Origin of the sequence: Paenibacillus xylanexedens (assembly GCF_001908275.1) — a bacterium.
In the GTDB taxonomy this organism is placed as follows: Bacteria; Bacillota; Bacilli; order Paenibacillales; family Paenibacillaceae; genus Paenibacillus; species Paenibacillus xylanexedens_A.
In genome coordinates this window covers 5,129,772-5,156,044 of record NZ_CP018620.1, presented here as the reverse complement: position 1 = coordinate 5,156,044, position 26,273 = coordinate 5,129,772, and the positions used below count along the sequence as shown (strand labels likewise).

General features: G+C 46.2%; 25 protein-coding genes. 24 read left to right on the top strand and 1 reads right to left on the bottom strand.

Annotated features, from left to right (window positions below; translation table 11 throughout):
- Positions 1–54: 54 nt before the first annotated feature.
- Together BS614_RS22430 and BS614_RS22425 are read left to right on the top strand one after the other, a co-directional pair.
- Positions 55–1,800, top strand: a complete 1,746-nt coding sequence (locus BS614_RS22430; protein WP_074095628.1) for a cellulase family glycosylhydrolase — start codon at positions 55–57, stop codon at positions 1,798–1,800.
- Between the two features lie 94 nt (positions 1,801–1,894).
- On the top strand, positions 1,895–2,764 hold the full coding sequence (locus tag BS614_RS22425) for a sporulation protein YpjB (RefSeq protein WP_074095627.1): 870 nt from the start codon (positions 1,895–1,897) through the stop codon (positions 2,762–2,764).
- A 120-nt stretch (positions 2,765–2,884) separates the two neighbouring features.
- Here BS614_RS22425 and BS614_RS22420 read toward each other — a convergent pair whose 3' ends face one another.
- On the bottom strand, positions 2,885–3,754 hold the full coding sequence (locus BS614_RS22420) for a YitT family protein (RefSeq protein ID WP_036607636.1): 870 nt from the start codon (positions 3,752–3,754) through the stop codon (positions 2,885–2,887).
- A gap of 171 nt (positions 3,755–3,925) precedes the next feature.
- Between BS614_RS22420 and BS614_RS22415 the strand changes: the two genes are divergently transcribed.
- The 22 genes from BS614_RS22415 (at position 3,926) to BS614_RS22310 (ending at position 26,071) form a co-directional block, all read left to right on the top strand.
- Entirely contained in the window at positions 3,926–4,255 is a 330-nt protein-coding gene (locus tag BS614_RS22415; protein WP_017687732.1) for a nucleotide pyrophosphohydrolase, read from the top strand.
- 50 nt (positions 4,256–4,305) lie between these two features.
- Positions 4,306–4,830, top strand: a complete 525-nt coding sequence (locus BS614_RS22410; RefSeq protein WP_084174687.1) for a tetratricopeptide repeat protein — start codon at positions 4,306–4,308, stop codon at positions 4,828–4,830.
- Between the two features lie 81 nt (positions 4,831–4,911).
- Positions 4,912–5,715, top strand: coding sequence for a 4-hydroxy-tetrahydrodipicolinate reductase (dapB, locus tag BS614_RS22405; RefSeq protein WP_074095626.1), 804 nt, complete (start codon positions 4,912–4,914; stop codon positions 5,713–5,715).
- A gap of 11 nt (positions 5,716–5,726) precedes the next feature.
- The gene (gene mgsA / locus BS614_RS22400; protein WP_017687735.1) at positions 5,727–6,167 is read left to right on the top strand and encodes a methylglyoxal synthase; all 441 of its coding nucleotides are present in this window, start codon (positions 5,727–5,729) and stop codon (positions 6,165–6,167) included.
- Positions 6,164–6,862, top strand: a complete 699-nt coding sequence (gene bshB1, locus BS614_RS22395) for a bacillithiol biosynthesis deacetylase BshB1 (RefSeq protein WP_074095625.1) — start codon at positions 6,164–6,166, stop codon at positions 6,860–6,862. Before mgsA ends, bshB1 begins: the two co-directional genes overlap by 4 nt.
- 99 nt (positions 6,863–6,961) lie before the next feature.
- A complete protein-coding gene (gene bshA / locus BS614_RS22390) occupies positions 6,962–8,122 on the top strand; it encodes an N-acetyl-alpha-D-glucosaminyl L-malate synthase BshA (RefSeq protein ID WP_074095624.1) in 1,161 nt (386 codons plus the stop codon).
- Between the two features lie 62 nt (positions 8,123–8,184).
- A complete protein-coding gene (locus BS614_RS22385; protein ID WP_244898181.1) occupies positions 8,185–9,483 on the top strand; it encodes a CCA tRNA nucleotidyltransferase in 1,299 nt (432 codons plus the stop codon).
- A complete protein-coding gene (locus BS614_RS22380; protein WP_074095623.1) occupies positions 9,470–10,447 on the top strand; it encodes a biotin--[acetyl-CoA-carboxylase] ligase in 978 nt (325 codons plus the stop codon). Before BS614_RS22385 ends, BS614_RS22380 begins: the two co-directional genes overlap by 14 nt.
- Before the next feature lie 343 nt (positions 10,448–10,790).
- A complete protein-coding gene (gene panB / locus BS614_RS22375) occupies positions 10,791–11,669 on the top strand; it encodes a 3-methyl-2-oxobutanoate hydroxymethyltransferase (protein WP_074096957.1) in 879 nt (292 codons plus the stop codon).
- Positions 11,666–12,562 (top strand): pantoate--beta-alanine ligase, encoded by an 897-nt coding sequence (gene panC, locus BS614_RS22370; RefSeq protein ID WP_074095622.1) that lies wholly within the window; start codon positions 11,666–11,668, stop codon positions 12,560–12,562. The genes panB and panC overlap by 4 nt, the downstream gene beginning before the upstream one ends.
- Positions 12,555–12,938: an aspartate 1-decarboxylase gene (gene panD / locus BS614_RS22365; protein WP_017687742.1), complete on the top strand. Its 384-nt coding sequence runs from the start codon at positions 12,555–12,557 to the stop codon at positions 12,936–12,938. The genes panC and panD overlap by 8 nt, the downstream gene beginning before the upstream one ends.
- 93 nt (positions 12,939–13,031) lie before the next feature.
- Entirely contained in the window at positions 13,032–13,679 is a 648-nt protein-coding gene (locus BS614_RS22360; RefSeq protein ID WP_017687743.1) for a tetratricopeptide repeat protein, read from the top strand.
- A gap of 141 nt (positions 13,680–13,820) precedes the next feature.
- The gene (dinG, locus tag BS614_RS22355; protein ID WP_074095621.1) at positions 13,821–16,682 is read left to right on the top strand and encodes an ATP-dependent DNA helicase DinG; all 2,862 of its coding nucleotides are present in this window, start codon (positions 13,821–13,823) and stop codon (positions 16,680–16,682) included.
- A 218-nt stretch (positions 16,683–16,900) separates the two neighbouring features.
- Complete coding sequence (locus BS614_RS22350) at positions 16,901–17,554, top strand: redox-sensing transcriptional repressor Rex (RefSeq protein ID WP_036671997.1); 654 nt, start codon at positions 16,901–16,903, stop codon at positions 17,552–17,554.
- Complete coding sequence (locus BS614_RS22345) at positions 17,541–18,848, top strand: amidohydrolase (RefSeq protein WP_074095620.1); 1,308 nt, start codon at positions 17,541–17,543, stop codon at positions 18,846–18,848. The genes BS614_RS22350 and BS614_RS22345 overlap by 14 nt, the downstream gene beginning before the upstream one ends.
- A gap of 37 nt (positions 18,849–18,885) precedes the next feature.
- A complete protein-coding gene (locus BS614_RS22340) occupies positions 18,886–19,416 on the top strand; it encodes a DUF5590 domain-containing protein (protein ID WP_074095619.1) in 531 nt (176 codons plus the stop codon).
- Between the two features lie 302 nt (positions 19,417–19,718).
- Complete coding sequence (locus BS614_RS22335; RefSeq protein WP_074095618.1) at positions 19,719–20,246, top strand: hypothetical protein; 528 nt, start codon at positions 19,719–19,721, stop codon at positions 20,244–20,246.
- On the top strand, positions 20,239–21,741 hold the full coding sequence (locus tag BS614_RS22330) for an AAA family ATPase (RefSeq protein ID WP_074095617.1): 1,503 nt from the start codon (positions 20,239–20,241) through the stop codon (positions 21,739–21,741). The genes BS614_RS22335 and BS614_RS22330 overlap by 8 nt, the downstream gene beginning before the upstream one ends.
- Before the next feature lie 133 nt (positions 21,742–21,874).
- Entirely contained in the window at positions 21,875–22,747 is an 873-nt protein-coding gene (locus BS614_RS22325) for a 3-hydroxyacyl-CoA dehydrogenase family protein (protein ID WP_017687750.1), read from the top strand.
- The gene (locus BS614_RS22320) at positions 22,744–23,949 is read left to right on the top strand and encodes an acetate/propionate family kinase (RefSeq protein ID WP_036671987.1); all 1,206 of its coding nucleotides are present in this window, start codon (positions 22,744–22,746) and stop codon (positions 23,947–23,949) included. Before BS614_RS22325 ends, BS614_RS22320 begins: the two co-directional genes overlap by 4 nt.
- Positions 23,950–24,050: 101 nt before the next feature.
- Positions 24,051–25,346 (top strand): asparagine--tRNA ligase, encoded by a 1,296-nt coding sequence (gene asnS, locus BS614_RS22315; RefSeq protein ID WP_074095616.1) that lies wholly within the window; start codon positions 24,051–24,053, stop codon positions 25,344–25,346.
- 20 nt (positions 25,347–25,366) lie between these two features.
- Complete coding sequence (locus BS614_RS22310) at positions 25,367–26,071, top strand: DnaD domain-containing protein (RefSeq protein ID WP_081745877.1); 705 nt, start codon at positions 25,367–25,369, stop codon at positions 26,069–26,071.
- Positions 26,072–26,273 lie beyond the last annotated feature (202 nt).

The following is a 26,273-nucleotide window of genomic DNA, read 5'->3' as shown; positions in this document are numbered from 1 at the left end:
GAGGTGATGAATGATCGGCTTTGTAAGATAATTCGGAAAGGGAAGGTGACATGTATGATGAAGAGAACAAGAATAGTAAAACTATTAACTTTATTTTTGATAGCGCTGTCCTTTTCATATCAAGTTGATGAGGGGAATTCTCAAGCCAATGCCGCTCCACAAACTCCATCTCAGGCATATGTGCAGAAAATGGGCAAAGGCTGGAACGTATTCAATACCTATGACAGTTTTAGAACCGATGATCTCTCCCTGTCTGACGAAACCTCCTGGGGGCAGCCAATAGTAACCCAAGAATTGATATTATCAGCCAAAGCAAAAGGCTTTGATAGTATTCGGATTCCAATGACTGCCTATACAAGGTATACACTAGGTGCAGATGGACACTATGTAATTCATTCCGAATGGTTGGCCAAATATAAGCAAGTGGTTGATTGGGCAGTTGATGCAGACCTTTATGTAATGATTAACCTTCATCACGATTCCTGGACATGGCTTTCCAATTGGGATGGAAATAAGGCGTCAGAGGAGTATAAAAGATATGTAGATCTCTGGACACAGCTTGCTAATCATTTTAAGAATGAACCTGAGCGGGTCATGTTTGAGACAATGAATGAACCTTATTTTGAAAATGATACAGGAACCATCACCAAACAGGAGAAATTGGATATGATCAATCAAGCTGCATATGATGTTATCCGCAGCTCTGGTGGAAATAATGCAACAAGAATGATTGTTATTCCAACGTATTCTACAAGCGCAGATATGGATAAAGCTGACGCAGCCTATCATTTTATCGCGGAGCTGAACGATCCGAACTTGATAGCCACTGTGCATTTTTATAGCGACTGGGTCTTCAGCGGCAACTTGGGTAGAACGGGCTTTGATGAAAAGCTTTACGATGGAGTTCAAGATACGCCAAGAAGCAATATAGACCAGATGTTTAACACATTAAATCATGCCTTAATTTCCAAGGGGATTGGAGTTGTCATTGGTGAATATGGCTGGTTATCCCCTGATGATGGCGCGGCGAAAATGCAGTCAGGTGAAAAACGGAAATATCTTGAATATCTGAACTACAAGGCATCCCAATACGGAGTTAGCTCAATGATATGGCCAGGAGCGTTCTGGCGAGTTCCACCTTTTGACTGGCATGATGAATATGGAACCACCATTCAAGCAGCTAATATGAAACAGCGTTCTTCCTACTCCACAGGTCTAAATGAAATCTATGTTAATCAACAAGCTGCAAACGATATCCAAATTCCGCTTACTCTGAATGGAAACAGCTTTAAGCACGTTAAGGGAGTTCATAAAAAATATTATTCATTCGATACAGCAACCTCAACACTTACGATCTCTAAAGAATTTATAAACGAGAAATTCAATCAGGCTTCAAACGGCACCATTGCTGATTTGGTTTTTGTATTCTCGAAAGGCGCAGACTGGCATCAGCTTATCATCAAATATTCAACGCCTGTGTTTGAAATGGCAGCAGGCACGATAACAGAGGGAATCGTCATTCCGGTCCAATATAACGGGACCTACGTAAGACGTGCCTCCCTCTTCGATTTATCTGGCAACCGATTAGGCAGCAATTCCTGGTTTCCATATATGATGTTTGGCGGTGAGTTTACAGCCGACTACAATGAAGGAACATTCAGCCTTCTGAAAGATGCTTTTAACGCCTCGGTTCCGAATGGGCAAATTAAGCTCAGAATCGAATTTTACGATGGTCAAAGTATAAACTATTCCATTCAAAAAAGCGGAAATAATGTAACAGGTTTAGGTATCGTTTTCTAAATGAAGTGTCATAAGTCTAGTAGGATACGTAATCGTCCTCTGCTTGTTCTAACGATCTGTCCCACGCCATACATTGGTGGTGGGAGGGATGTCCATGAAGAGAACGTTTGGGATCAAAACTGGCTTATTGGTGGTATCGTTCATGGCTCTGCTGCTTTGGACGAACTTAGCATATCGTGTATCCGCGCAAAGTGAAGCATTAGATTCGAATTCAAATCAGCAAGTGTCCACAAGCAATTCAATTGCACAATTGAATGAGGAAGCAGCCATATTGTATCGTCAGGCGCTCGAGAATAATATTGAAGAAGTGCGCGGAAGCATTCTGCGTATCAGTAAAAGTCTGGAGCATATCTCCTTTGAGGGACAAACAACAGTCGAGGGCATTCACGCCTTGTCCGAAACCATAGTCGAAGTGAAACAAGCCGTTGTGAAGGTGAAAAATGACGATGCTTCCCTTCAGCAGTCCTCAGCCAAGCTCAGACTTGCAGCAGATAGTCTCGCGAATCCAACCAAGCCTTTATGGCTTCAGTATTATAAAATCGTGAAAAACGATCTGGACGCTTTATCCGCTGCTACAAATCAAGGGCAAACTGCGGCCGTACTGGCAAACCGCTACACCGTTCTGGAGGAGCATTATGAGACGATTCGTCCTGCCGCACTGATTCGCCGTGAACCGTATGAAATTGCTCAGATGGACGCTTGGTTATCTCATACCAAAGGGCTTACCAATGCAAAGCAGCCAGATCTGGCTCAATTAAAGAGCATGGTGGGCCATGGGGAGGAACTGGTGAACCAGTTATTTGGTCGGGAGAAGGATGAGAGTGCGTTCGTACCATTTGTACAGGGCCCTGATCGCAGGGCGGCCGGGTTGCTCATCAGTTCGGTCATTGTGGCAACGCTTAGTTACGCCGGATACCGTAAGTATCGTGCGCAGCAACAAGGGATTTTTCCTTTTCGGCGCTAATCGGATATGAACTTGATCCTGGTCTATAAGTGGTATATAAAAAAAGACCTCTTTCCGCATGAACAGCCACGCTAACGGCTCTTCATGTAAAAGAGGTTTTTTTGTAGTTTCTGTGTTATATCAGCTTTCTTTGAAACCTTCGCCATGTACATCGTGAACATCGCTGATGATGACAAAAGCTCTCGGGTCAATGGAACGTACAATGGTCTGCAATCGCCTGAACTCTTGCCTGGAGATCACGCAGTAGGCCATGTGTTTGGCCTGTTTAGAGTACGCGCCAATGGCTGGAATGAGAGTAACGCCACGATCCATATCCCGTGTGATCTGATCCGCAATCTCGGGTGCATGGTCACTAATGATCATAAATGCTCGGGCAGAATATGCACCTTCCTGAATAAAGTCGATGACTTTAGAGGCGATGAATACAGCTACAAGCGTATACAGAATTTTTTCTTTGGGGATGTAGATGAGAGAGAGCCCGATAATGACGAAGTCGATGCCCAGTAATACTCGGCCCATACTCCATCCATACTTGCGGTTGAGAATACGGGCAATGATGTCTGAACCGCCCGTCGTTCCGCCCCAACGGAATACAATGCCAAGGCCTGCTCCGAGGGTGACACCTGCATATAGGGCTGCTAACAGTAAGTCATTCTCGGTATGTAATGGTTCAATCCAGCCCAGATGAATCAACTTCTCAAACAACCACAGAAAAACAGTCAGTGCCCCGATTCCGATACCCGTATAGATCATCTGTCTGCCGCCCAAAATTTTGAGCCCGATCAGAAAGAGGGGAACATTCAGAATCAAGGTTGTAAGTGAAGGTGAGATGCCAAAAGCGTAATTGATCAGCACCGTAACCCCGGTGAGGCCACCTTCCATAAGCTGGTTGGGGATAATGAAATAGAGGAGCCCAAAGGCATATAAGGCTGTACCCAGCACGATGGGAAGAACCAGTTTAACTTGTATCCAGGTTTTGGCAGTGCTCATAAGATCCCTCGCTGTAGATAAATTAGAATGAAGAAGCAATCATTCCCATCTAGTATACCTGTTTATTGATTCTTTAAAAATGATTTGTCGCTGATGATGGTGGAAGTGAATCTAAATAACTGATATTATTAGGAACAAATACGACATCATTTCAAAGGAGAATCCGTTCTCATGGAGAAAAGCATCGCAGAAATGCAGCGTGAGGTTGATCAGTATATCTCCCAGTTCAAGGAGGGATATTTCAGTCCTCTGGCCATGTTGGCCCGGATGTCTGAAGAGGTTGGGGAGCTCGCCAGGGAAGTGAATCATGAATTCGGCGAGAAGCCGAAGAAATCTTCCGAAGCAGCCAATTCCATTGAACTTGAGCTTGGAGATATTTTATTTATCACGATTTGTTTTGCGAACTCACTGGGAATTGATCTAGCTGAGGCGCACGATAAAGTCATGCATAAATTTAACACCCGCGATGCCAATCGGTGGACTCCCAAAAACACCGATTAGGCGTAGATTACATATGCTGTACCATCACCCGATCGGGGAGGGTCAGCTTAATGATGAAACCGGAAGAATATATGCAGCAGGCTTACCGCTGTATATTGCAAAATGATTTTGAGCAGGCCATTCGTTGGTTCGAATCAGCCATTCATGCTCATCCAAAACATGCGGAGTTATATTATCGCTGTTCCATTACACACGCCCGCAGCAAACATCTGGTTCCGGCACTTGAATATGCGCGCAAGTCGGTTGAATTGTCGCCAGGAACAGAAGAGTATATTTTGCATCTGCAGACGTTGGAAGCAAAAGAATTGACCTCCAGAGCGAAGTTGCTGTTGGAGCAGGCGGGTATTGCAACACAGGAGCGCTATGTGGAAGCGTCTACGCTTCTGCAAGAAGCGGTCAAACTTGATCCGCTCTCAGTGGAAGCTCATGTTATGCTTGCGCTGGCTTACAGTGATTTGAATGAATTTAACTATGCAATTCAGGCGCTGCGTGAGGCAATTTTGCTGGACCCACAGAATGGGCAACTGCATCAGATGTTACAGGAAATCAAGCAACGTATGAAATCCATTCAATAAGAATTCATTTTGCAAAGATTTCTTTTGAGTAGAAATGGATTCAACGATATGATCCCAACATAGCGAGGAGATGCAGTCAATATGAGTGAAGTAATCAGAGTTGCCGTGATCGGAGCGGCTGGCCGTATGGGCCGTGAAGTTGTGAAATTGGTACTTCAGGACCCGGAATTGGAGCTTGCAGCGGCTGTCAACCGCTCCGGAGCAGGCACGGATGCAGGAACCCTTGTTGGTTTGCCAGAGTGTGGTGTGCTGGTGACTGATGATATCGAAATGGCTTTTGCCGAAACAAAACCTCAGGTTATGGTTGATTTTACAGTACCACAATTTGCGTTTGCACATACTGAGATCGCGATCCGTCATGGAGTCAGACCTGTCATGGGTGTTACCGGCTTCACGCCGGAGCAGATCGAACAGTTGGACAAGCAGTGCCAGGACAAAGGAATTGGAGGGCTTATTGCCCCTAACTTCTCGATTGGTGCCATTTTGATGATGCGATTCGCAGCACAGGCTGCCAAACATATGCCAAATGTGGAGATTATCGAATATCACGGAGATCAGAAGCTGGATGCTCCTTCCGGAACTGCGATCAAAACAGCGGAACTGATTGCTGCCAATCGTGAAGAACTTCGTCAAGGTAATCCAAATGAGGAAGAAACGATTGAAGGAGCACGAGGCGGGTATTACAATGGCTTCCGAATTCACAGTGTCCGATTGCCTGGCGTATTCGCGCAGCAGGAAGTTGTTTTCGGAGACTATGGACAGTCACTCAAAATTCGGCATGACTCCTACGAACGCGCAGGTTATATGCCTGGTGTTAAGATTGGTGTGCAAAAGGTTATGGAGTATACAGGAATGATCTACGGATTTGACCACTTTATCGACTAAAGGAGATTGTCATGTTGAAAATAGCATTTATCGCCCATGATCGTAAAAAAGAAGAGATGGTTAACTTCGTGACGGCATATGAGCCTGTTTTTACGGACCATCAATTATATTCTACAGGAACAACAGGCCTTCGTATTATGGAAGGAACGTCGCTGAAGATTCATCGATTCGAATCAGGCCCATTGGGCGGAGATCAGCAGATCGGAGCTTTGGTTGCGCAAAATGAGATGGATCTGATTATTTTCTTACGCGATCCACTGATGGCACAACCTCACGAGCCGGATATTAATGCGTTGCTACGTCTTTGTGATGTGCAGGGAATCCCACTTGCCACCAATATCGCAACCGCTGAGATTCTGGTCAAGGCTCTGGATCGTGGCGATTTTGCCTGGAGAGAGCTGGTACATAAGTACAAGCCGGAGGCTGGATTGAATTCGGGTGATTCCGAATGAGTCTGGATATTCTCATCTTTGGAGCACATGCAGACGATGCGGAGATTGGTATGGGTGGAACGATTGCCAAACATACCGCTGCCGGCTTAAAAGTAGGCGTGTGTGATCTGACTCGTGCTGAGATGTCTTCCAACGGAACAGTAGAGCGCAGAACCGAGGAAGCGGAGCAAGCCTCCCGCGTCCTCGGTCTTTCGTGTCGAACGAATCTGGGGCTTCCTGATCGTGGCTTATATCTTACGCCTGAACATGTACAGGCGGTGACGGCTGAGATACGGCGTCATGCCCCTCGGATGGTGTTTGCTCCGTATTGGGAAGATCGTCATCCGGATCATGTCAATTGCAGTAAGCTTGTGCAGGAGGCTGTATTTAACGCCAAGCTTCGCAACTACATGCCGGACATGCCTGCCGTGCAGGTGAAGGAATTTTATTTTTACTTTATTAATGACATCGGTCCTACGGATTTGATTGTTGATATTACGGAACACTATGAGCAAAAAGAAACATCATTGCTCTCTTATCGTTCCCAATTCGAACTGGGAGACGGAGCGGTCTCGACGCCATTGAATCAAGGGTATATTGAACGTGTAAGAGCCCGTGATTCCTTGCTCGGACAACGCAGTCTCATCCCGTTTGCAGAAGGTTTTGCTACAATTACGCCTTACGTGGTTCATCAATTTGGCTCGGGTGCCCAATAAGCGATTTCACATTTTACGTCTAATGAAACGAAGGGTTTCATTATTCCATTGTATTATATCAACCTGCATGAAGCGGGAGATCAAAGGAGCGTCCACAGGATGGATAAAAAGCTAAAAATCGGCATCACCTGTTATCCGTCCCTCGGCGGGTCTGGCGTTGTCGCAACGGAGCTGGGCAAATTACTTGCCGAACAGGGGCATCAGGTTCATTTTATTGCCAACAGTATCCCGTTCAGACTGGGTACGTTCCAGAAGAATATTTTTTATCACGAAGTTGAAGTAAATGATTATTATGTTTTCCGTTACCCTCCGTATGACCTGTCCCTGGCAACAAAGATGGCTCAGGTGGCTAAGTCACAGCAGCTGGATCTGCTGCATGTTCATTATGCCGTGCCACACGCAGTATGTGCCTTTCTTGCGAAACAAATGGTAGGGGACGGCCTTAAAGTGGTTACCACGTTACACGGAACGGATATTACGGTTCTGGCTCAGGATGAATCTCTGAAGGATCTGATCCGTCTAGCCATTAATGAAAGTGACGCGGTTACTGCCGTATCAAAAGATTTGATTCGGGAAACGGTCGAACTGCTGGATATTCAGCGTCCAATCGATCTGACCTATAATTTTATTGACAAACGAATATATTATCCGCGTGATGCTGCCAGTTTGCGAAGAGATTTTGCTGCGCCCGACGAAAAAATATTAATGCACATCTCCAATTTCCGACCGGTGAAAAGAACTCAGGATGTGGTAGAGGTCTTCCGTCAGGTACAGGAGCAGGTTCCTGCCAAACTGTTATTTGTTGGTGAAGGACCTGATTTGCCGAAGATGCAATGGAAAATTAATGATCTTGGGTTGAATGATAAAGTTCATTTCCTTGGCAAACAGGATGACATTGCTCAGGTCATCTCCATGGCGGACGTGTTGATGCTTCCATCGGAGAAGGAAAGTTTCGGACTTGTGGCGCTCGAAGCAATGGCTTGTGGCGTACCCACGATCGGTTCACAGGCCGGAGGAATTCCGGAACTGGTCTTACATGGTAAGACGGGGTATTTATCCGCGATCGGGGATACACAATCCATGGCCGAGAACACCATCCGTTTATTGACGGACGATCGTTTGGCTGCTGAGTTCAGGGAAGCATGTCTTCAGCGCGCGCATCACGACTTTTGCAATGATGCTATTCGGCATGAATATGAACAGATATATTACCGGGTGTTGGGAAGGGAAGTTCCGAATCTGAAGCCGGTTTGCGGTTAATCATTTCTTAGACGAAATCATACTGTGCATACCACAACAGGCAAGAGAAGAGGTGATATGTGGTGGTTCAATGGACACAGGTAGATCGTGAAATGGCAATGCAAAGTGAGAATGTACTCACAACATTAAACAAACATGGCTACAAGGCATATTGGGTAGGTGGTTGCGTTCGTGACGAATTGCTGGAACGTGTTGTGGACGATATGGATATCACGACATCTGCTTCTCCTGAGCAAGTCATGGAACTGTTTGACGATTGTATTCCTACAGGTTTGCAACACGGTACGGTGACCGTTCGTTCAGGCGGTTATTACTTTGAAGTGACCACGTTTCGAACAGAATCCGAATATCAGGATAACCGCAGACCTGCTGCGGTTCAATTTGTTCAGGATATCAAGGAAGACTTACAGCGGCGCGACTTCACGATGAACGCTCTTGCTATGGACGTCACTGGGACAATCGTTGACCCATTCGGTGGACAGGCAGATATCAAGGAAGAGCGAGTCAGATGTGTGGGTTCTGCGATGGAACGATTTGGTGAAGATGCACTGCGGATGCTCCGCTGTGTCCGGTTTGCTTCCGTATTTGATTTCAAAATTGCCCATAACACGTGGAAGGGTCTTGCAAGGAAGAAAGACCTGCTTCAACATATAGCAATGGAACGGGTACGTACCGAGATGGTAAAAATGATGTCTGGACCGCATCCTTTAAGAGGGTTGGAGCTGTTATACAGAAGTGATTCCCTTGCGCATATCAAAGCGCCGGTAAGCTCGACCCGATTTAACAAGATGTTGTTATCCAATTTGGAACAATTGTCAGGTCAGCATGTGTTGCTTCGTTGGTCACTCATCCTGATTGCTGGCGGTTATAGCAAGGATGAAGCAGATGTATTATTACGTCAGTGGACATTCTCCAATGAACATCGTTCTCGTATAACAGGTGTCCTTCAGGTGGAACAGTTGATTCATAATTCCGTGCAGGAGCCGAAGGATACGGTCAGTCTCCGTTCCGATTGGATCGTTACGGTTCTGGCTTGTGGCGTTCAGGCTGCGGATGATTGGCTTCGAATACAGTCTACACTGCCAGCAGGATGGCGGAATCAGTCCGAACTGGCAGAAATGCAGGTTGTTTTGGTTCAAGAGCTTGCAGCCGAATGGAGTCAATCGATTCCTGTGCATGACTTGAAAGAGCTGGATATCACAGGGGAACAAGTGTTACAAATGGTGCAGCGCAAAGGCGGGCCTTGGCTGGGTCAACTGATGAAACATTTGTTACGAGAAACAGCGATTGGAACGATAGCGAATCAGCATGAAGCACTAAGTGCAGAAGTGAAGCGGGTGGTTCAAGATGACCAAACATGAAGATCTGTTACATATGTTATTAAATGCAGAAGGACGATTCGTATCGGGTGAAGAGATCAGCCGTAATCTGTCCATCAGTCGGACCGCTGTGTGGAAACATGTGAACAAGTTGCGAGACATGGGTTATGAGTTTGAAGCTGTATCCCGCAAAGGATACCGTCTGGTAACGAAGCCGGATAGCATTGACGCTACTGGCCTCCAATTGGCTCTGGATACAACCGTATTTGGCCGTAAGGCTGTTTTGTTAACCTCGACCCTGTCTACGCAAGGGGATGTTCTCAAGCTAGCTGAGCAAGGGCAGGCAGAAGGTGCTGTGGTCATTGCGGAAGAGCAAACAGGAGGAAGAGGACGTTTCGGTCGACAGTGGTTCTCTCCTCCTGGTAAAGGAATCTGGATGAGTGTCCTGTTACGCCCTGATCTACCACTTCAGCATACGCCGCAGCTAACTTTATTAACAGGAGTGGCTGTATGTCGTGCCGTTCGAGCTTGTTCAGGAGCTGATGCAGGCATCAAATGGCCAAATGATGTGTTGATTGACGGACGCAAGGTATGTGGCATATTGCTTGAATCTACAGTGGAAGATCATGAAGTCAGATACTGTATCGCAGGTATAGGCGTTGACGTGAACTTTGATCCCGAGGATTATCCGGAAGATCTGACCACAATCGCTACTTCGCTCAAGATGGAGACGGGTCAATCCGTTGATCGTACCAAACTAACGGCTGCCATTTTGACGGAGCTTGAACAGTTGTATTTTTTGTATCAAAAAGAAGGATTCGGCGTGATCTCAGCCCTATGGGAGGCCCTGTCCGTATCGATGAATCGAGAGATTACAGTGACTAACCCTCATGGTGTCATTGAAGGGAAGGCAATCGGTCTTGACCCTTCTGGAGCACTTATCGTGGAGAAGCATGATGGAGAACTTACACTAATCATCTCTGGTGAGATTTCCTGGAAATCATAAACAATTTGTCGAATTTTCACTGGTAAAATGAACATAAGACGTGAAGTTTGAGCAGAACTTTGGTATACTGTGTTCGTGAGGCGATATCGGCTAATGCAGACCGAATTGCACTCCCGTAACAGTAACCTTTGTTCTGCTTTGATGTGTTTTATACAAGCAGACCGCAGTGCAAGAATGAAATACGTTTAAGTGAGTTGTTGGATTCTGCTCTGAGCCGAAGAGGACCGAGACAGAAGGGACGATCGCAAGTGACTCTTTTTTGACTTTTCGGGACTTTTTAGTGGAAAACTAAAAGGTTTTTTTGTTGCGTTTATTTGAAAAGAAGAAAGGAGCCATGAAAAAAATGGCGAACAGACAAGCGTTGAATATTGTGAAAATGAAAAAATATAAGCAGGATGGCGTGCCGCTTACCATGATCACGGCTTACGATTATCCAACAGCGCTCCTCGCAGAGGAAGCAGGTATCGATCTAATCCTGGTTGGTGATTCACTCGGCAATGTAGTACTGGGTTATAATTCGACGCTTCCGGTGACCATCGACGACATGGTATACCACACACGTTCCGTAGTGCGCGGTGCTGAGAAGACATTTATTGTGGCTGATATGCCTTTTATGACCTATCATGGCAGCGTGGATGAGACGCTTAAAGGTGTCCGTCGACTGATGCAAGAGGGGCATGCCCATGCGGTTAAAATGGAAGGCGGAGTCGAGATAGCGGACACCGTCAGAGCAGTCGTGCAAGCAGGCGTGCCTGTTCTTGGACATATCGGACTGACACCTCAATCGGTTAATCAGATTGGTGGTTACCGCATTCAGGGCAAGGATGCAGCGGATGCGAAACGTCTGATGGACGAAGCCAAAGCCTTGGAAGCTGCAGGTGCGTTTGGCATTGTGCTTGAACTGGTTACGGAAGAAGTTGCACGGGCGATCTCGGAGGAACTGTCCATCCCTACCATCGGAATTGGAGCAGGACGAGGCTGTGATGGTCAGGTACTGGTATTCCACGATGTGGTTCAATATGCCTCTCCGTATACGCCCAAACGATTTGTCAAAACCTATGGAGATGTGGGTACATTAATCAGAACCAGCATCGAAGCTTACGTGAAAGAAGTGAAAGATCGTTCATTCCCGGCCGAAGAGCATGTATTCAATGTGGCGGATGGTGTTCTGGATCAACTGTACGGCGGACAACGCAAGGAAAAGGTGGGGAGTAACTCATGAAAGTATTACGGACAATCGCAGAGTTAAGACAGGAACTAAGCTTGAAGCGTCAAGCGATTCGGTCCAGTGCGTCTGTTGTAGGTCTTGTACCAACAATGGGTTATCTTCATCAAGGTCATGCAAGCTTGATGCAGGCAGCCAGACAACAGAGCGATATCGTGGTATTAAGCATATTTGTTAATCCGATTCAATTTGGCCCTAATGAAGATTTTGACAGCTATCCGCGGGATGAAGCCAGAGATGTGGAAACAGCACGCTCACAAGGAGTGGATATCGTATTTATTCCCTCTGTTGAAGAGATGTATCCACAGGCAACGCAAACGACGGTATCTGTCTCAAAACTGACGGAGCGCTTATGTGGCGCTTCCCGTCCGGGGCATTTTGACGGGGTAACGACCGTAGTCTCCAAACTGTTTAACATCGTACAGCCACAGCGTGCATTTTTTGGAATGAAAGACGCTCAGCAGGTTGCGGTCATTCAACAGATGGTGAATGATTTGAATATGCCTGTAGAAATTGTACCCTGTCCGATTGTTCGCGAAGAGGATGGGCTTGCCCTCAGTTCACGTAACGTCTACCTTAACCCAGAACAGCGCACACAGGCCTTGGTTCTATCGAAGGCACTACGTGCAGCTCAGGAAGCCGCAGATACAGGTGTAGCTACTACAGCCGCAGACATCCGTCGTATTCTGCACGAGCAGATTGCAACCTCACCGCTTGCCGTTATCGACTACGCCGAGATTCAGGCTTTTCCAAGTCTAGAGCCGCTCACAGATCAGGAAGAAGTTCAAGGCCGTGACGATCTGCTCATTGCACTTGCGGTGAAATTCGGAAAAACAAGATTGATTGACAATATAAGGTTGCAAAAATCGGAGGTACTGTCCCATGTTTAGAACACTGATGAAATCCAAAATTCACCGGGCTACGGTAACGGAAGCCAATTTGAACTATGTGGGTAGCATTACCATAGATGAAGATTTGATGGAAACATCCGACTTGATGGAAAACGAAAAAGTGCAAATTGTGAACAACAACAATGGTGCACGTCTGGAAACTTATGTGATTCCAGGACCGCGCGGAAGCGGGGTCATATGTCTTAACGGCGCAGCTGCACGTCTGGTGCAGCCTGGAGATAACGTCATTATCATTTCTTACGCCATGATGTCGCAAGAAGAGGCAAATACTCACAAACCAACCGTTGTATTTGTAGATGGACAGAATAAACCTGTACAAACGATGAAACAGGAAGTCCACGCAACAATTATGTAATCGACTGGTAAGGAGAATGAAATCGGCCCTTGAAGCAAAAAATGAGTACAGGTCACTGCACTAATCCATTTTTTCAAGGGTGGGGATGCATCGATGTTCCAGCATGTTTTCGCAGAAATGAACGACATGTTAGATGAAATTATCAAGAGCTATCCTTCCGCTGAAGGCCTGAACAAACAGGAATTGCTGCAAAAGTGGAACTTGCTTAAGCGGATGAGTGACGGAATGCTGGATGAATGGCTGATGTTTGAAGAAAAGATGAGCCAGGTGAGGGAGCGGGAGATGGATAAGCCTGCTTCCCTTGAACCGGAACAGGAAGCTGTTACTGCGCTGCCTGAACTCCATCTGGAATGTTTCAGTCGAGGTCAGGGTTATTTCAAATTACAGATGTATCCGCAGGCGATCATGCAGTTCTCCCGGGTTGTGACCGACCATCCGGAGAGTGCATTAACTCGTTTTTATCTGGCGCTCGCGTATCTGAATCTGGAACAAATGGCGGAAGCCGGGACACATTTGCAGCAAATCATGTACCTTCAGGGTTCACCTCGCTTAAAAGGGCTTGTGTGTAACGCCCTGGGCTGTATTCAAGCCAAGCTTGCGAATCCCGAAGCTGCATGTTCACTCTTTGCACAGGCCCTTCAGTATGACCCGACATTGACCGAACCACTGTACAACATGGAAGCTTGCAGGTTGAACAGGGGAAAATTGCAATATGCTAATCAGCTGACGACCCTTCATTAAGCGGGAATTCGGCGACAAAAAACGGTGTTCCCTCCTTTGGCATAGCGGCGGGGACACCGCTTTTTTGTCAGTTAATTTTCAAATCCCCTTTTTTTTGCTATGCTGTAACATAGACTGGAATGGAAGGGACCGTACATTGCAATGAAATTTGCCGTATTGGATTTCGAAACAACCGGCACGCAGTCCGACGGTGAGATTATACAGGCCGGACTTGCCATCATAGATCATGACTACAGCATAACTCAAATATATAGTTCTTATGTGAACCCTGGTGTACCGATTCCCCCGTTTATTTCGGGGTTGACGGGTATTACCGATGAAGATGTAGCGGACGCTCCTTCACTCGAAGAGATGATGATGGAGATGGTTCCGCTGCTTAATGATGTGGTGCTTGTTGGACACAACGTCGCTTTTGATTTTCACTTTTTGCAGAATGCTCTCGACCGTTGCGGTTATTTGCCGTTCACTGGCCGCATTCTGGACACGATTGATTTTCTGAAGATTACATTCCCATCACTGGGTTCTTATCAACTCGGTTATGTGTCTTCCGAATTTGGATTTCAACATGATCGCCCTCACCAGGCAGACAGTGATGCACTGGCGACAGCCTATGTGCTGCTCAAGTGTCTGGATGAGTTAAAGGAATTACCGCTCATAACGATTCAGCGCCTCAGTGACCTGTTTGCACCAGAAGACAGTGACTTGGGCTGGTTCTTGGACGGAATGCGCAGTGAGAAGGAAGCAGAGCCGATTCAGGATCTGGACGGACATACCTATTATCGTCAGCTTGCTCTTAATGTAAGTGATTGGACCGATATTGGTGCACCACGCGATGAGCGGGAGGCTAACCCCCTCGATGGTGTAAGCTTCGAACAGTTTATGGACCAGGTTCGGGAGAACCTGAAGGATACACTGGATCATTACGAAGAGCGTGAAGCGCAGACTCAGATGTTCAGCAGTGTAAGGCAAGCCCTGGATGAAGAGAAACATCTCTTGATCGAAGCTGGAACGGGTACCGGTAAATCTCTAGGGTATCTGTTGCCTGCTATTTACGAAAGTGTAAAGCAAGAACAGAAAGTTATGGTCAGCACGCATACGATCAATCTGCAGGAGCAATTGAGAGAGCGGGACATTCCGATGCTGACCCAAGTGGTTCCGTTCCCGTTTAAGGCTGCTGTTTTCAAAGGACGTGGACATTACCTGTGCCTGCGCAAATTTGAACACAAAATCAATAAACGTGAATTCGCCACACCCAAAGAGGATTATTTCACAGCTGCTCAGATGATTGTCTGGCTTACGCAGACCGAAACCGGAGATGATGAGGAACTTAACCTTAGCGGACGCGGAGGGGACTTCTGGGAGACGGTACAGAGCGAATCTGAGTCTTGTCTGGGAAGATCATGTCCATGGTTCCGCAAATGTTTCTACCATCGTGCCAAACATGAGGCTGGGTTGTCTGATATCGTAATCACCAATCACTCCAAATTGTTTACGGATGTGAAAGCTGCGCATCAGCTGCTGCCAGCCTATGAGAGTCTTGTGATCGATGAGGCCCATCATCTGGAGGATGTCGCTGGTAAACATCTTGGAATGCATATGAAATATTTCACGTTGGTTCATACACTGACCCGCCTGTTTAAAGACAGTCGTAATGGACAGCTGCCTATGCTTCGTTCGCAGTTATCCGGGCATGAAAATTCGGTGCAATGGGGCTCCATGGTGGATCAGATGTTCCCGCTCGCTCTTGAAGTTAAGGAGCTGTGGGATCGTATGAGCGATGCTTTGTTTGGTCTGTTGCCTGAACGAAGTGATGCTTCACCGGGAGAGACGGGGCAATTTTCACTGCGTCTGAAAGCATCTCAGAAACCTGCAAAATGGCAGGAGTTGCAGGATCTGGAGAACCAGATCTATGTGACTCTGGGCGATTTGGTTCGCAAAGGGGACAAATTGCTGCTTGAGGTGAAAGAAGATCAGGATGATTATCAATCGGATAGTCTGATCACGGATATTACAGGATTACTGAAAGATCTGACCACATTGAAGGAAAATTTACGTTTCTTCATGCGTATGGATGACGCCAAAACGGTGTACTGGATGGAAGCCAGCGGACAGTTCCGCAGCAAATCTCTCCAGCTGTATGCCGTACCTGTAGATGTGAGTGCACAACTTAAGGATTTGTTTTTTGACAAAAAGAAAAGTGTTGTTCTTACATCCGCTACGCTCTCCGTGGATAAGTCATTCCAGTTCATGATTGAACAGCTTGGCTTGCAGGAAGCCGCCGAAAACAATCGGCTATTAACGTCGATGTTGCCATCACCTTTCAACTATCGTGATCAGGCACTTCTGGTGATTCCGCGTGATTTCCCAAGTGTGAAGGGCAGTGTGGGTGATGCGCACTTTGTCAATATGCTGGTGCAATCACTGGCAGAGACCGCAATTGCCACGCGTGGACGCATGATGGTTCTGTTTACTTCATACAAGATGTTGAGACAGGTCTATGATCCGCTGAAAGAAGCTCTGTCTGGTAACGACATCTCGTTGCTTGGTCAAGGCGTTGATAGTGGAAGTCGTTCCAAATTGACTCGCAGGTTCCAAGATGCCAAAGCTACGGTACTTCTTGGCACAAGCAGCTTCTGGGAGGGTGTAGATATCCCGGGAGAGGCGCTAACTTGTCTCGCTATTGTGAGACTGCCTTTCCAGCCACCGAATCATCCGTTGGTGGAAGCCAAGAGTGAGTTGCTTCAGGAACAGAAGAAAAATCCGTTCATGAAACTGTCCGTGCCACAAGCGGTCATTCGTTTCAAGCAGGGATTTGGCCGATTGGTGCGTACAGCAAAGGACAGAGGAATTGTCATTGTTTATGATACACGGGTGATTGAAGCGTATTATGGTAAATTCTTTTTATATTCATTACCTGGTCCCAAAATGGAGCATATGCTTACGGAGCAGATGGTTCCACGAATTACCGAATGGTTGGAAAAACCAGCTAATGAACAAGAATAATAGTTGTTTTGGTCGTTATATCATTGCATGACACTATCGTTTGGCGTTAAACTTTATTAGATATTTCCGTATCCGATTAAAGCAGTTGCACGTAAGAACTTATAACCTAAATTACAAGGAGCATTCTGTATAAAATGTCACGTTTATCTTTGAGTTTATACAGAATACTCATCTTTTCATCTATTATTTTATCGTGGCCTTGGTAAGGGGGAGCAAGAATGAAATCGGATAAAATTTCGGAAGCGGTGGTACGACGTCTGCCTGTATACTTGCGCTATTTAAACGAGTTGCATCAGCGTGAGGTGGCTACTGTTTCTTCTCAAGAGCTTGGACAGAGGCTGGATCTGAATCCGGCCCAAATTCGTAAAGACCTGGCTTACTTCGGTGATTTTGGTCGTAAAGGGATCGGGTATGATGTATCCTATTTGATCGAGAAAATTCGTCACATTCTCAAAATCGATCAGCAAATTAATGTGGCTCTGGTAGGCGCGGGTAACCTCGGACAGGCCTTGTCCAACTATAACGCGTATCTGAAAGACAACATGAAGATTGTTGCTGTATTCGATGCATACGGACCGAAGATTGGTAGTCAAATCAACAGTTTGACGGTAAAACCAATGGATGAATTGACGGAAGCGGTTAAAACGGAAAACATTCGCATCGGAATTATCACGGTTCCGGATACGGAAGCCCAAAATGTAGCCGATCAGCTTATTGAATCCGGAATCGAAGCGATCCTTAATTTTGCACCAACAATTCTAAAAACACCGCCGCATATCCGCATTCACCATGCTGACTTTACAACGGATCTGCTTAGTTTGGCCTATTACTTGGAGACTGGAAAGGACGACGAGGAAGATGACAACAAATAGATGGGTAATTCACAACGGCAAATTTGCCGTTAATGAAGGCGGCACAACATGGAACGTGGTTCAAGGATACATGGTTGTTGAGGATGACAAGATTGTGCATATTGGTGAGACATTGCCGGATGGAGACAAAAATAGTACCAAAGTAGATGGAAAAGGACTGTTCTTCCTGCCGGGTCTGATCAATACGCATGGTCATGCAGCAATGTCGTTGCTCAGAGGGCACGGAGATGATCTTGCGTTGCAAGTATGGTTGCAGGAAAAAATGTGGCCAATGGAAGCGAAAATGACTTCAGAAGACGTATATTGGGGAACTTCGCTATCAGTGCTTGAAATGTTGAAAGGCGGAACTACAGCTTTCCTGGACATGTACGATCACATGGATCAAGTTGCCAAAGTTGTGGAGCAATCCGGCGTTAGAGCAGCACTGGCACGTGGTGTAATCGGGCTGTGCTCGGAAGAAGAACAATTGCGGAAGCTGGAGGAGTCGGCTGCGTTTGCACGTGAGTGGAATGGACAGGCAGATGGTCGCATTACAACCGTAATCTCGCCACATGCACCATATACATGCCCTCCTGACTACATAGAGAAGCTTGTACAGGTCGCGAACGACCTAAACCTTCCCCTTCATACACATATGTCGGAAACGCTTCGTGAAGTGGAGCAGAACGTGGCTGATTATGGACTGCGTCCTGTGGCACATCTGGAGAAACTGGGCTTTTTCTCCCGTCCATCCCTGGTTGCACATGCGGTGCATCTGAATGACGAAGAGATTGAAATTTTGGCCCGACATGATGTGGCTGTATCCCATAACCCGGGAAGTAACCTGAAACTCGCTTCCGGTGTTGCGCGGGTACCTGCGTTGCTGAAAGCAGGAGTTACCGTGTCACTCGGAACAGACGGACCGGCAAGCAACAACAACCTGGATATGTTCGAGGAAATGAGACTGGCTGCATTGATCCACAAAGGTGTATCCGGTGACCCGACGGCAGTGCCAGCAGGCGAAGCGTTATTACTCGGAACGTCATACGGTGCCAAATCTATCTTCTTGAACAATACCGGAGCACTCAAGGTCGGCATGAAGGCTGACTTTATCGCCTTGGACATTGAACAGGCACATTTCTATCCACATACAGACCTGATCTCACATACGATCTACTCGGCTTCTGCCAAAGATGTTGAGCACGTATGGGTGGATGGAAAACAAGTGGTGAAACATGGCGAATGTCTGACGCTGGATGAAGAACGCATTTTGCGTGAGTCTCAATTGGCATTTGATGGTCTGCTTGCTCGTTAATTGCAGGACAGCATCATAGGGAAAGGAAGTTCGGCTTTTGAAGAAAAAAAAGAAGTGGATATGGATTTCGCTGCTTGCACTGGTTCTGATTCTGTTTGGACTTCAGCGTTATTACGTCCATGTCACGCAGGACCAACGCAAGGAAGAAGCGCTCGCCATACAAGCAGCACAGGAGCAACTGGGCATTACATCCTATGATGAATTGCGTAAGTACATCTGGGGAGACAAAGAAGGCTCTGACAACATCTACTGGACTCTGATCGGCAAAAACAAGGATAACCAGGATGTTATGGTCTGGGTTAAGTTCGACGCAAACAATCAACCTGCTACGGGTGCAAACGCTGTACACAGCGAGTTGCTGCAGAACGGCATGTCCGAAGCGCAGATCCGCAATCGCTTTAGTTCTGAAGTTCCTGCCGGTGAGATTAAGCGAATCATGCCCGGAGTTGTGAATGGAATATATGTGTGGCAAGTGTATTATAAAGACGGTACGCATAACCACTATCGCTTTTATCGTTTTAGCAACGGAGAACAGGTGGACCTGGTCTACACACTCCCGAACAGCTAGAACAAATAGAGTGACATAACTAGAGAATTTAATGAAATGAAAGAACCGGCAGACGGATATCCGACTGAACCGGTTCTTTGTGTTGTCTGTAAACATTTTTGATTTAAATAGTTAAAATTAATAATTTATTCATATTTTCGCCTTCGAAATTGTATATACGATGTGATATACTCAGATATGTACTCAAAGTTACATTCAAAAACAAATAAACCTGTCGAAATTATCTCAGGAGTCAATGTGCACATATTCGTATATACCAATAAGCCAGTAGGTTGGGCCAAAATCTGGGAGGGGTAATTCACTTGAAGCTAAAAGTATTGCCTATTGCTATAACTGCCGTCATTTCAGCCGTTGTGTTGTTTGGAGGTTGGTTTGTATATCGTCAGGTGGCTGTGCAGAATCCGATTGAAAAAATGGTAACCCAGTACGATGGAGTCAATGACGTTCAATTAACTATTAACCGCAATGACGTACAATTGAAACTGGATCTGCAACCTGATGTTGATTTGGGCAGACTGGTACAATATATTCACAAAGAAGGACAGACGTTACTTGGAACACGTTCACTAAAGTTGGATGTTGTGGATCATTCCAGTGAAGCACTGGAGAGTTGGTGGGGGGATGCGATGTTCACCGTAGCTCAGGCGATGGAGAACAAGCAATACACCGAGATTACACCAACGTTGTCAAAGATGGCGACGAATGGAATTAAGGTAAATACAGCGATGGATGACAACAATGTATATGTCAGTCTCAGAGACGGAGATGCCAGCAAGTTTATTATTCTGCCGCGTGTGCCCGGTCAGATAGGAGTGTGGCCTAATGCCTAAGTGGACAAAAGAAGTTGCCATCGGATTTTTTCCCGTATTGATTATTTTCCTTGCTTTTACTGGTGTTAATATTGTTCCGATCCTGATTGCAGCAGTGCTTGTCGGAGCTTTGCTGTTCATGATGCAGATGCGTGGCGGGATTACAGTAGGCGCTGCACAGGAACGTAAACGGAAGAAAAAAGGACCTTCCAAGCTTACTTTTGAAGAAATTGGCGGACAAGACAGTGCTAAGCAGGAATTGCGTGAAGCGCTTGACTTTCTGATCAAACATGAAGAAATCCGGAAGTTCGGGATTCGCCCGTTAAAAGGGATCTTGCTGACGGGCCCTCCAGGGACAGGGAAAACGTTGATGGCCAAGGCTGCTGCCCATTACACCGATTCTATTTTTGTAGCAGCATCGGGTAGTGAGTTCGTGGAAATGTATGTTGGTGTGGGTGCCAGCAGAATTCGGGATTTGTTCAAGGACGCGAGAACCCGTGCCACCAAGGAAAATAAGGAAAACGCTATTATCTTTATCGATGAAATCGATGTCATCGGGGGGAAACGTGAGGGTGGTCAACAGCGTGAATACGATCAGACCCTGAATCAGCTCCTGACGGAAATGGATGGAATCTATTCTTCCGATACGCCAAGAATTCTGGTTATCGCTGCAACGAACCGTAAAGAGATGCTGGATAGCGCCCTGACGCGACCGGGACGTTTTGACCGCCACATTCAAGTGGACTTGCCTGACAAAAAGGGCAGAAAGCATATTCTGGAACTGCATGCGGTGAACAAACCTCTGTTGAAGGAAGTTAATCTGGAGAAAACAGCGGAAGAATCATATGGTTTCTCCGGTGCACAGCTCGAAAGTGTGATGAACGAAGCAGCAATATACGCCATGAGAGACGGGCTGTTAAACATCGAACAGCGGCATTTGTCCCTGGCTATTGATAAAGTCATGATGGGTGAGAAGACAGACCGTGAGTCCAGCGTGGAAGAGAAGAAAAGGGTCGCCATTCATGAGTTGGGACATGCCATTATGGCTGAACTCGTTCGTCCAGGCAGTGTTAGTCAGGTGGCACTTAGTCCGCGTGGTCAGGCGCTGGGATATGTACGTCATAACCCGCAACAAGAACAGTTCCTCTATACGAAGCGCTTTCTGGAAGAGCAGATCATGATTGCACTCGGAGGAGCAGCTGCGGAGGAAATGTACTACGGTGGTCGTTCCACAGGTTCACGCAATGACTTTGATCAGGCAACCAATGTTGTACAGACGATGATGGCTTCGGGGTTGACTTCACTTGGGATTGTGAACATGGATATGGTCACAACCGAGGAACTGATGCGAGAGAATAAATTAATTCTGCAAGAACTGATGGAACAGACAAAGCGGTTACTTGAAGAACAACGGACAATTTTCGACAATTCACTCGACATCTTGATTCGTGAGGAAGTTTTGTCTGGCGAGCAATTTCGTTGTCAATCTCGTGACAGTGCCCTTCTACCAGCATAATTTATTTATGTTGGTTATTTTTTTTTACATTTCACTCGTGCTAAGATATTATTATATGTTGGGTCGAAATTTGTAATTTTCGGCGAACAGGGTACAATAGAGAAATAGAGAACCGAAAGGATGGAGCAGAACCATGTTTTTCAAAAAAATAGGAGTTGTCGGCGGCGGTACGATGGGGCAAGGTATTTCCCAGATGCTCGCAGCCAAAGGACTTGATGTGCTTCTCGTGGAGCATACAACACAAAAGCTGGATCATGCATATGACATGATCGAAACCAACCTGGATAAACAACTGGAGAAATGGGCGATTACAAAAGCGGAGAAGAAATTGATTCTTTCCCGTATTACCAAGGTAGCTCATTTAGCTGAACTTGGAACTTGCGACATGGTCATTGAGACAATTTCAGAAGATCTGGATGCGAAAAAAGCAGTATTCAGCCAACTGGACCAAGTTTGCCCAAGCAATGTCATTCTGGCAAGTAATACATCCACGCTGAGTTTGACCGAGCTTGCAAGCTCGACCAAATACCCGGAGCGTGTTATTGGTATGCACTTTATTCACCCGGTATCCCGGGTTGATCTTGTAGAGATTATTCGTGGACTGAAAACTTCGGATACAACATTCGAAGAGACCAGACGTTTTGTTGAAGAAGTAGCGGACAAAAAAGGAGTCATGATTTATGAATCCCCTGGATTCGTAACTTCCCGTCTGATCTGCCTGCTGATTAACGAAGCGTTGCATGTATTGCAAGAAGGTGTTGCATCTGCTGAAGATATCGATGATGCAATGCGTATCGGATACAACTTCCAACATGGACCACTCGAAATGGCTGACCGTTTCGGACTGGATTCTGTTGAAGCTGCACTCGAAAGAATGTTCCGTGAATTCGGAGAATTGAAATATCGTCCTTCTACAGTCCTGAAGAAAATGGTGCGTGCAGGACACCTGGGTGCCAAAACAGGCGAAGGATTCTTCAAGTACGACAAGGATGGTGACCGACTGTGAAAGTACTCGTAATTAATGCGGGGAGTTCCTCGCTCAAATATCAACTGTATAATATGACTGACGAATCTGTACTGGCTAAAGGTTTGGTAGAACGGATCGGAATGGATTCCTCCATCCTGACACACAAACCGACAGGCCGTGAGGATGTTACAGAAGTTAGTGAGATTCTGGAGCATACAACAGCGATCCGTAAAGTCATTGATATTTTGACTCACAAAGAAAATGGTGTACTGGATTCTGTAAGTGAAATTCAAGCTGTTGGACATCGTGTTGTTCACGGTGGTGAAGCATTTAAAGAATCTGCATTGGTAGATGATGCTGCCAAAGCTGAAATTCGTCGTTTGTTCGACTTGGCTCCACTTCATAACCCTGCAGCAATGATGGGTATTCGTGCGGCTGAATTAAATATGCCTGGTGTGCCACAAGTTATGGTCTTTGATACAGCGTTCCATCAGACGATGCCTGAAAAAGCTTACCTGTATGCTATTCCGCGTGTACTTTACAAAAAATATAAAGTACGTCGCTACGGCGCACATGGTACTTCCCATGATTTCGTAAGCAAGGCAGCTGCTGAATATCTGGATCGTCCAGTGGAAGATCTGAAAATTATCACTTGTCACGTCGGTAACGGCGGTAGTGTAACAGCAGTTAAAGGTGGCGTATCCGTTGATACTTCGATGGGTATGACTCCGCTTGAAGGATTGATGATGGGAACGCGTTCTGGTGACCTTGACCCAGCCATCGTACCTTATGTAATGAACAAGGAAGAACTGAGCGTAAGCGAAGTGAACTCTATGTTGAACAAACACAGTGGATTGCTTGCGATCTCCGGAATCAGCAGTGACATGCGTGAGATTACGGAAGGTATGGAGAATGGCGATGCCAACTCCACGCTTGCTTTTGAAATGTACGAATACCGTCTGCGTAAATACATCGGCTCATATGCAGCTGCAATGAACGGTGTAGACGTGATTGTCTTTACGGCTGGTGTAGGTGAGAACTCCGTTGTACTTCGCCAAAAAGTATGTGAGCAACTCACTTATCTGGGTGTTGAACTGGATGAAGCTTTGAATGCCATTCGTTCTGGTGAACCACGCCGGATTACAACAGCGAACTCCAAAGTGGAAGTTCTCGTTGTGCCAACAAACGAAGAATTGGTAATTGCACGTGATACACACCGAATCGTATTGAATTCTCAGTAATCTAACTGTAAAGTAAATATAGAATGACAAGGAAGTGCAGAGGACAGGCATAAGCCTGCCCGCTGCATTTTCAAATTCAGGAACCAAGGGGAGATATGGGCATGAATACGAATTGTGTAATTCGTAATGTGAACGAGCATGTGGGCGAAACCGTAACAATCGGTGCCTGGATTAACAACAAACGTTCCAGCGGTAAAATTCAGTTTTTGCAGCTACGTGATGGAACCGGATATATCCAAGGGGTTGTTGTGAAAAGTGAAGTTAGTGAAGAGATCTGGAACAATGCCAAGAGCCTGACTCAAGAAAGCTCTTTGTATGTTACAGGTATTATTCGTGAAGAACCTCGCAGTGCGTCCGGTTACGAGATGACTGTTACAGGGGTTGAGATCATTCACCTGACTGAAAACTATCCAATTACGCCTAAAGAGCATGGTGTCGATTTCTTGATGGATCATCGTCATCTGTGGCTTCGTTCTACGAAGCAACGTGCTGTTATGGTGATTCGTGCAGAGATTATTCGCGCTGTTCAGCAGTTCTTTGATGGTAACGGATTCACACAAGTTGATCCTCCGATTTTGACACCATCGTCTGCGGAAGGAACAACGAACCTGTTCCACATCAAATACTTTGATGAAGATGCTTATCTGACACAAAGTGGTCAATTGTATATGGAAGCCGCAGCTATGGCTCTGGGCAAAGTATATTCATTTGGTCCAACATTCCGCGCAGAGAAGTCCAAAACACGTCGTCACTTGATTGAGTTCTGGATGATTGAGCCGGAAATGGCATTTGTAGATCACGAGGAAAGTCTGCGCGTACAAGAGAAATTTATCGCTCATGTCGTTCAATCCGTGGTGAAAAACTGCCGTACTGAACTGGAATCTATCGGTCGTGACGTATCCAAACTCGAAGGCATCGTAGCTCCATTCCCGCGTATTACGTATGATGAAGCGATTGAATTCCTGCATGGACAAGGCTTTGATATTCCTTGGGGAGAAGACTTCGGTGCACCACACGAAACAGCAATTGCTGAGAAGTACAATACACCTGTCTTTATCACGCATTACCCTGCTGGAATCAAGGCATTCTATATGAAACCAGATCCGAATCGTCCAGAAGTTGTTCTCTGTGCTGATATGATTGCACCAGAAGGCTACGGAGAGATTATTGGCGGTTCGCAGCGTATCGATGATCCGGAATTGATGCAACAACGTTTTGAGGAGCACAATCTCTCGGATGAAGCTTACCAATGGTATCTGGATTTGCGTAAATACGGATCGGTTCCTCACTCCGGTTTCGGTCTGGGATTGGAGCGGACGGTAGCATGGATCTGTGGATTGGATCATGTACGTGAAACAATCGCATTCCCACGTATGCTCTATCGTCTGTACCCTTAATGCTTAACCGAGGAGCGTCTATGGAAGACACCACATCCAAAGCTTGGTTGGATGGAGCAGCTTATGGCATGACATCGGGTACAGCCCATCTGCCGTATGCCTTGTTACGTTTTTATCACCAGCTTGGCCTATCAGATGCAGAAGTGCTTCTTCTGATTCAACTGCTAGGGTTCCGTCAGGCAGAGTTCAATGAGTTTCCCACGCTTGAAGAGCTTGCGGCGCGCATGGGACTTGCACCTGAAGGCATTGCCAGAATGTTGCAACGTCTGATGAGGGATGGGTATATTGCTATTGACGAGCACCGTGACGAAGAACGGGACATCCAGTACGAGCGATATGATTTACATGGATTATATGCCAAGCTTGCAGCGTGCACTGCTGAAGAAGTAGCCGCATTCCGTGCGGAGCAGCAGAGTAGCAATACAGCACGTCAAGATTCGAACAGTGTTCAAAAAGAAGAGGAAGAACGGAACATGTTCTCCATCTTTGAAAAAGAATTTGGACGTCCGCTCTCTCCAATGGAGTGCGAGACGATATCCGGCTGGTTGGATCAGGACCGTTATCAAGAGGAATTGATTCTAATGGCTCTGAAGGAAGCGGTTTTTGCAGGCAAAGTACATTTCCGGTATATCGATCGAATTCTGCTTGAGTGGAGTCGCAATCGTGTCAAGACCGTTCAAGACGCGAAGGCGTACACGCAGCGGTTTCGTAATGGTGGACGTTAATTCCAGCGTAGGCAGGGATAAGAAACAGGCCAGAAGTCATTCTGTGCCTGTTTTTTTTGGATTAAAGATTGGATGAGTGATCAGCAACATCAACCTTTCAGGCAATGATTTCATTTTGTTTTACAAAAATTTGATAGATCACGCAGGGGTTAACACACAAGCTGTCGTCTATTGTATTGGAGAGGAGGGGAGAGTTATTGAT

Coding starts and splice junctions, on each gene's coding strand:
- BS614_RS22330 (WP_074095617.1), top strand. CDS start 20,239: ATGCCTAAGTGGACAAAAGAAGTTGCCATCGGATTTTTTCCCGTATTG.
- mgsA (WP_017687735.1), top strand. CDS start 5,727: ATGTTGAAAATAGCATTTATCGCCCATGATCGTAAAAAAGAAGAGATG.
- BS614_RS22430 (WP_074095628.1), top strand. CDS start 55: ATGATGAAGAGAACAAGAATAGTAAAACTATTAACTTTATTTTTGATA.
- BS614_RS22360 (WP_017687743.1), top strand. CDS start 13,032: ATGTTCCAGCATGTTTTCGCAGAAATGAACGACATGTTAGATGAAATT.
- asnS (WP_074095616.1), top strand. CDS start 24,051: ATGAATACGAATTGTGTAATTCGTAATGTGAACGAGCATGTGGGCGAA.
- BS614_RS22380 (WP_074095623.1), top strand. CDS start 9,470: ATGACCAAACATGAAGATCTGTTACATATGTTATTAAATGCAGAAGGA.
- BS614_RS22410 (WP_084174687.1), top strand. CDS start 4,306: ATGATGAAACCGGAAGAATATATGCAGCAGGCTTACCGCTGTATATTG.
- panB (WP_074096957.1), top strand. CDS start 10,791: ATGGCGAACAGACAAGCGTTGAATATTGTGAAAATGAAAAAATATAAG.
- panD (WP_017687742.1), top strand. CDS start 12,555: ATGTTTAGAACACTGATGAAATCCAAAATTCACCGGGCTACGGTAACG.
- BS614_RS22350 (WP_036671997.1), top strand. CDS start 16,901: ATGAAATCGGATAAAATTTCGGAAGCGGTGGTACGACGTCTGCCTGTA.
- BS614_RS22415 (WP_017687732.1), top strand. CDS start 3,926: ATGGAGAAAAGCATCGCAGAAATGCAGCGTGAGGTTGATCAGTATATC.
- BS614_RS22345 (WP_074095620.1), top strand. CDS start 17,541: ATGACAACAAATAGATGGGTAATTCACAACGGCAAATTTGCCGTTAAT.
- BS614_RS22325 (WP_017687750.1), top strand. CDS start 21,875: ATGTTTTTCAAAAAAATAGGAGTTGTCGGCGGCGGTACGATGGGGCAA.
- BS614_RS22425 (WP_074095627.1), top strand. CDS start 1,895: ATGAAGAGAACGTTTGGGATCAAAACTGGCTTATTGGTGGTATCGTTC.
- panC (WP_074095622.1), top strand. CDS start 11,666: ATGAAAGTATTACGGACAATCGCAGAGTTAAGACAGGAACTAAGCTTG.
- dinG (WP_074095621.1), top strand. CDS start 13,821: ATGAAATTTGCCGTATTGGATTTCGAAACAACCGGCACGCAGTCCGAC.
- bshB1 (WP_074095625.1), top strand. CDS start 6,164: ATGAGTCTGGATATTCTCATCTTTGGAGCACATGCAGACGATGCGGAG.
- BS614_RS22310 (WP_081745877.1), top strand. CDS start 25,367: ATGGAAGACACCACATCCAAAGCTTGGTTGGATGGAGCAGCTTATGGC.
- bshA (WP_074095624.1), top strand. CDS start 6,962: ATGGATAAAAAGCTAAAAATCGGCATCACCTGTTATCCGTCCCTCGGC.
- BS614_RS22420 (WP_036607636.1), bottom strand. CDS start 3,754: ATGAGCACTGCCAAAACCTGGATACAAGTTAAACTGGTTCTTCCCATC.
- dapB (WP_074095626.1), top strand. CDS start 4,912: ATGAGTGAAGTAATCAGAGTTGCCGTGATCGGAGCGGCTGGCCGTATG.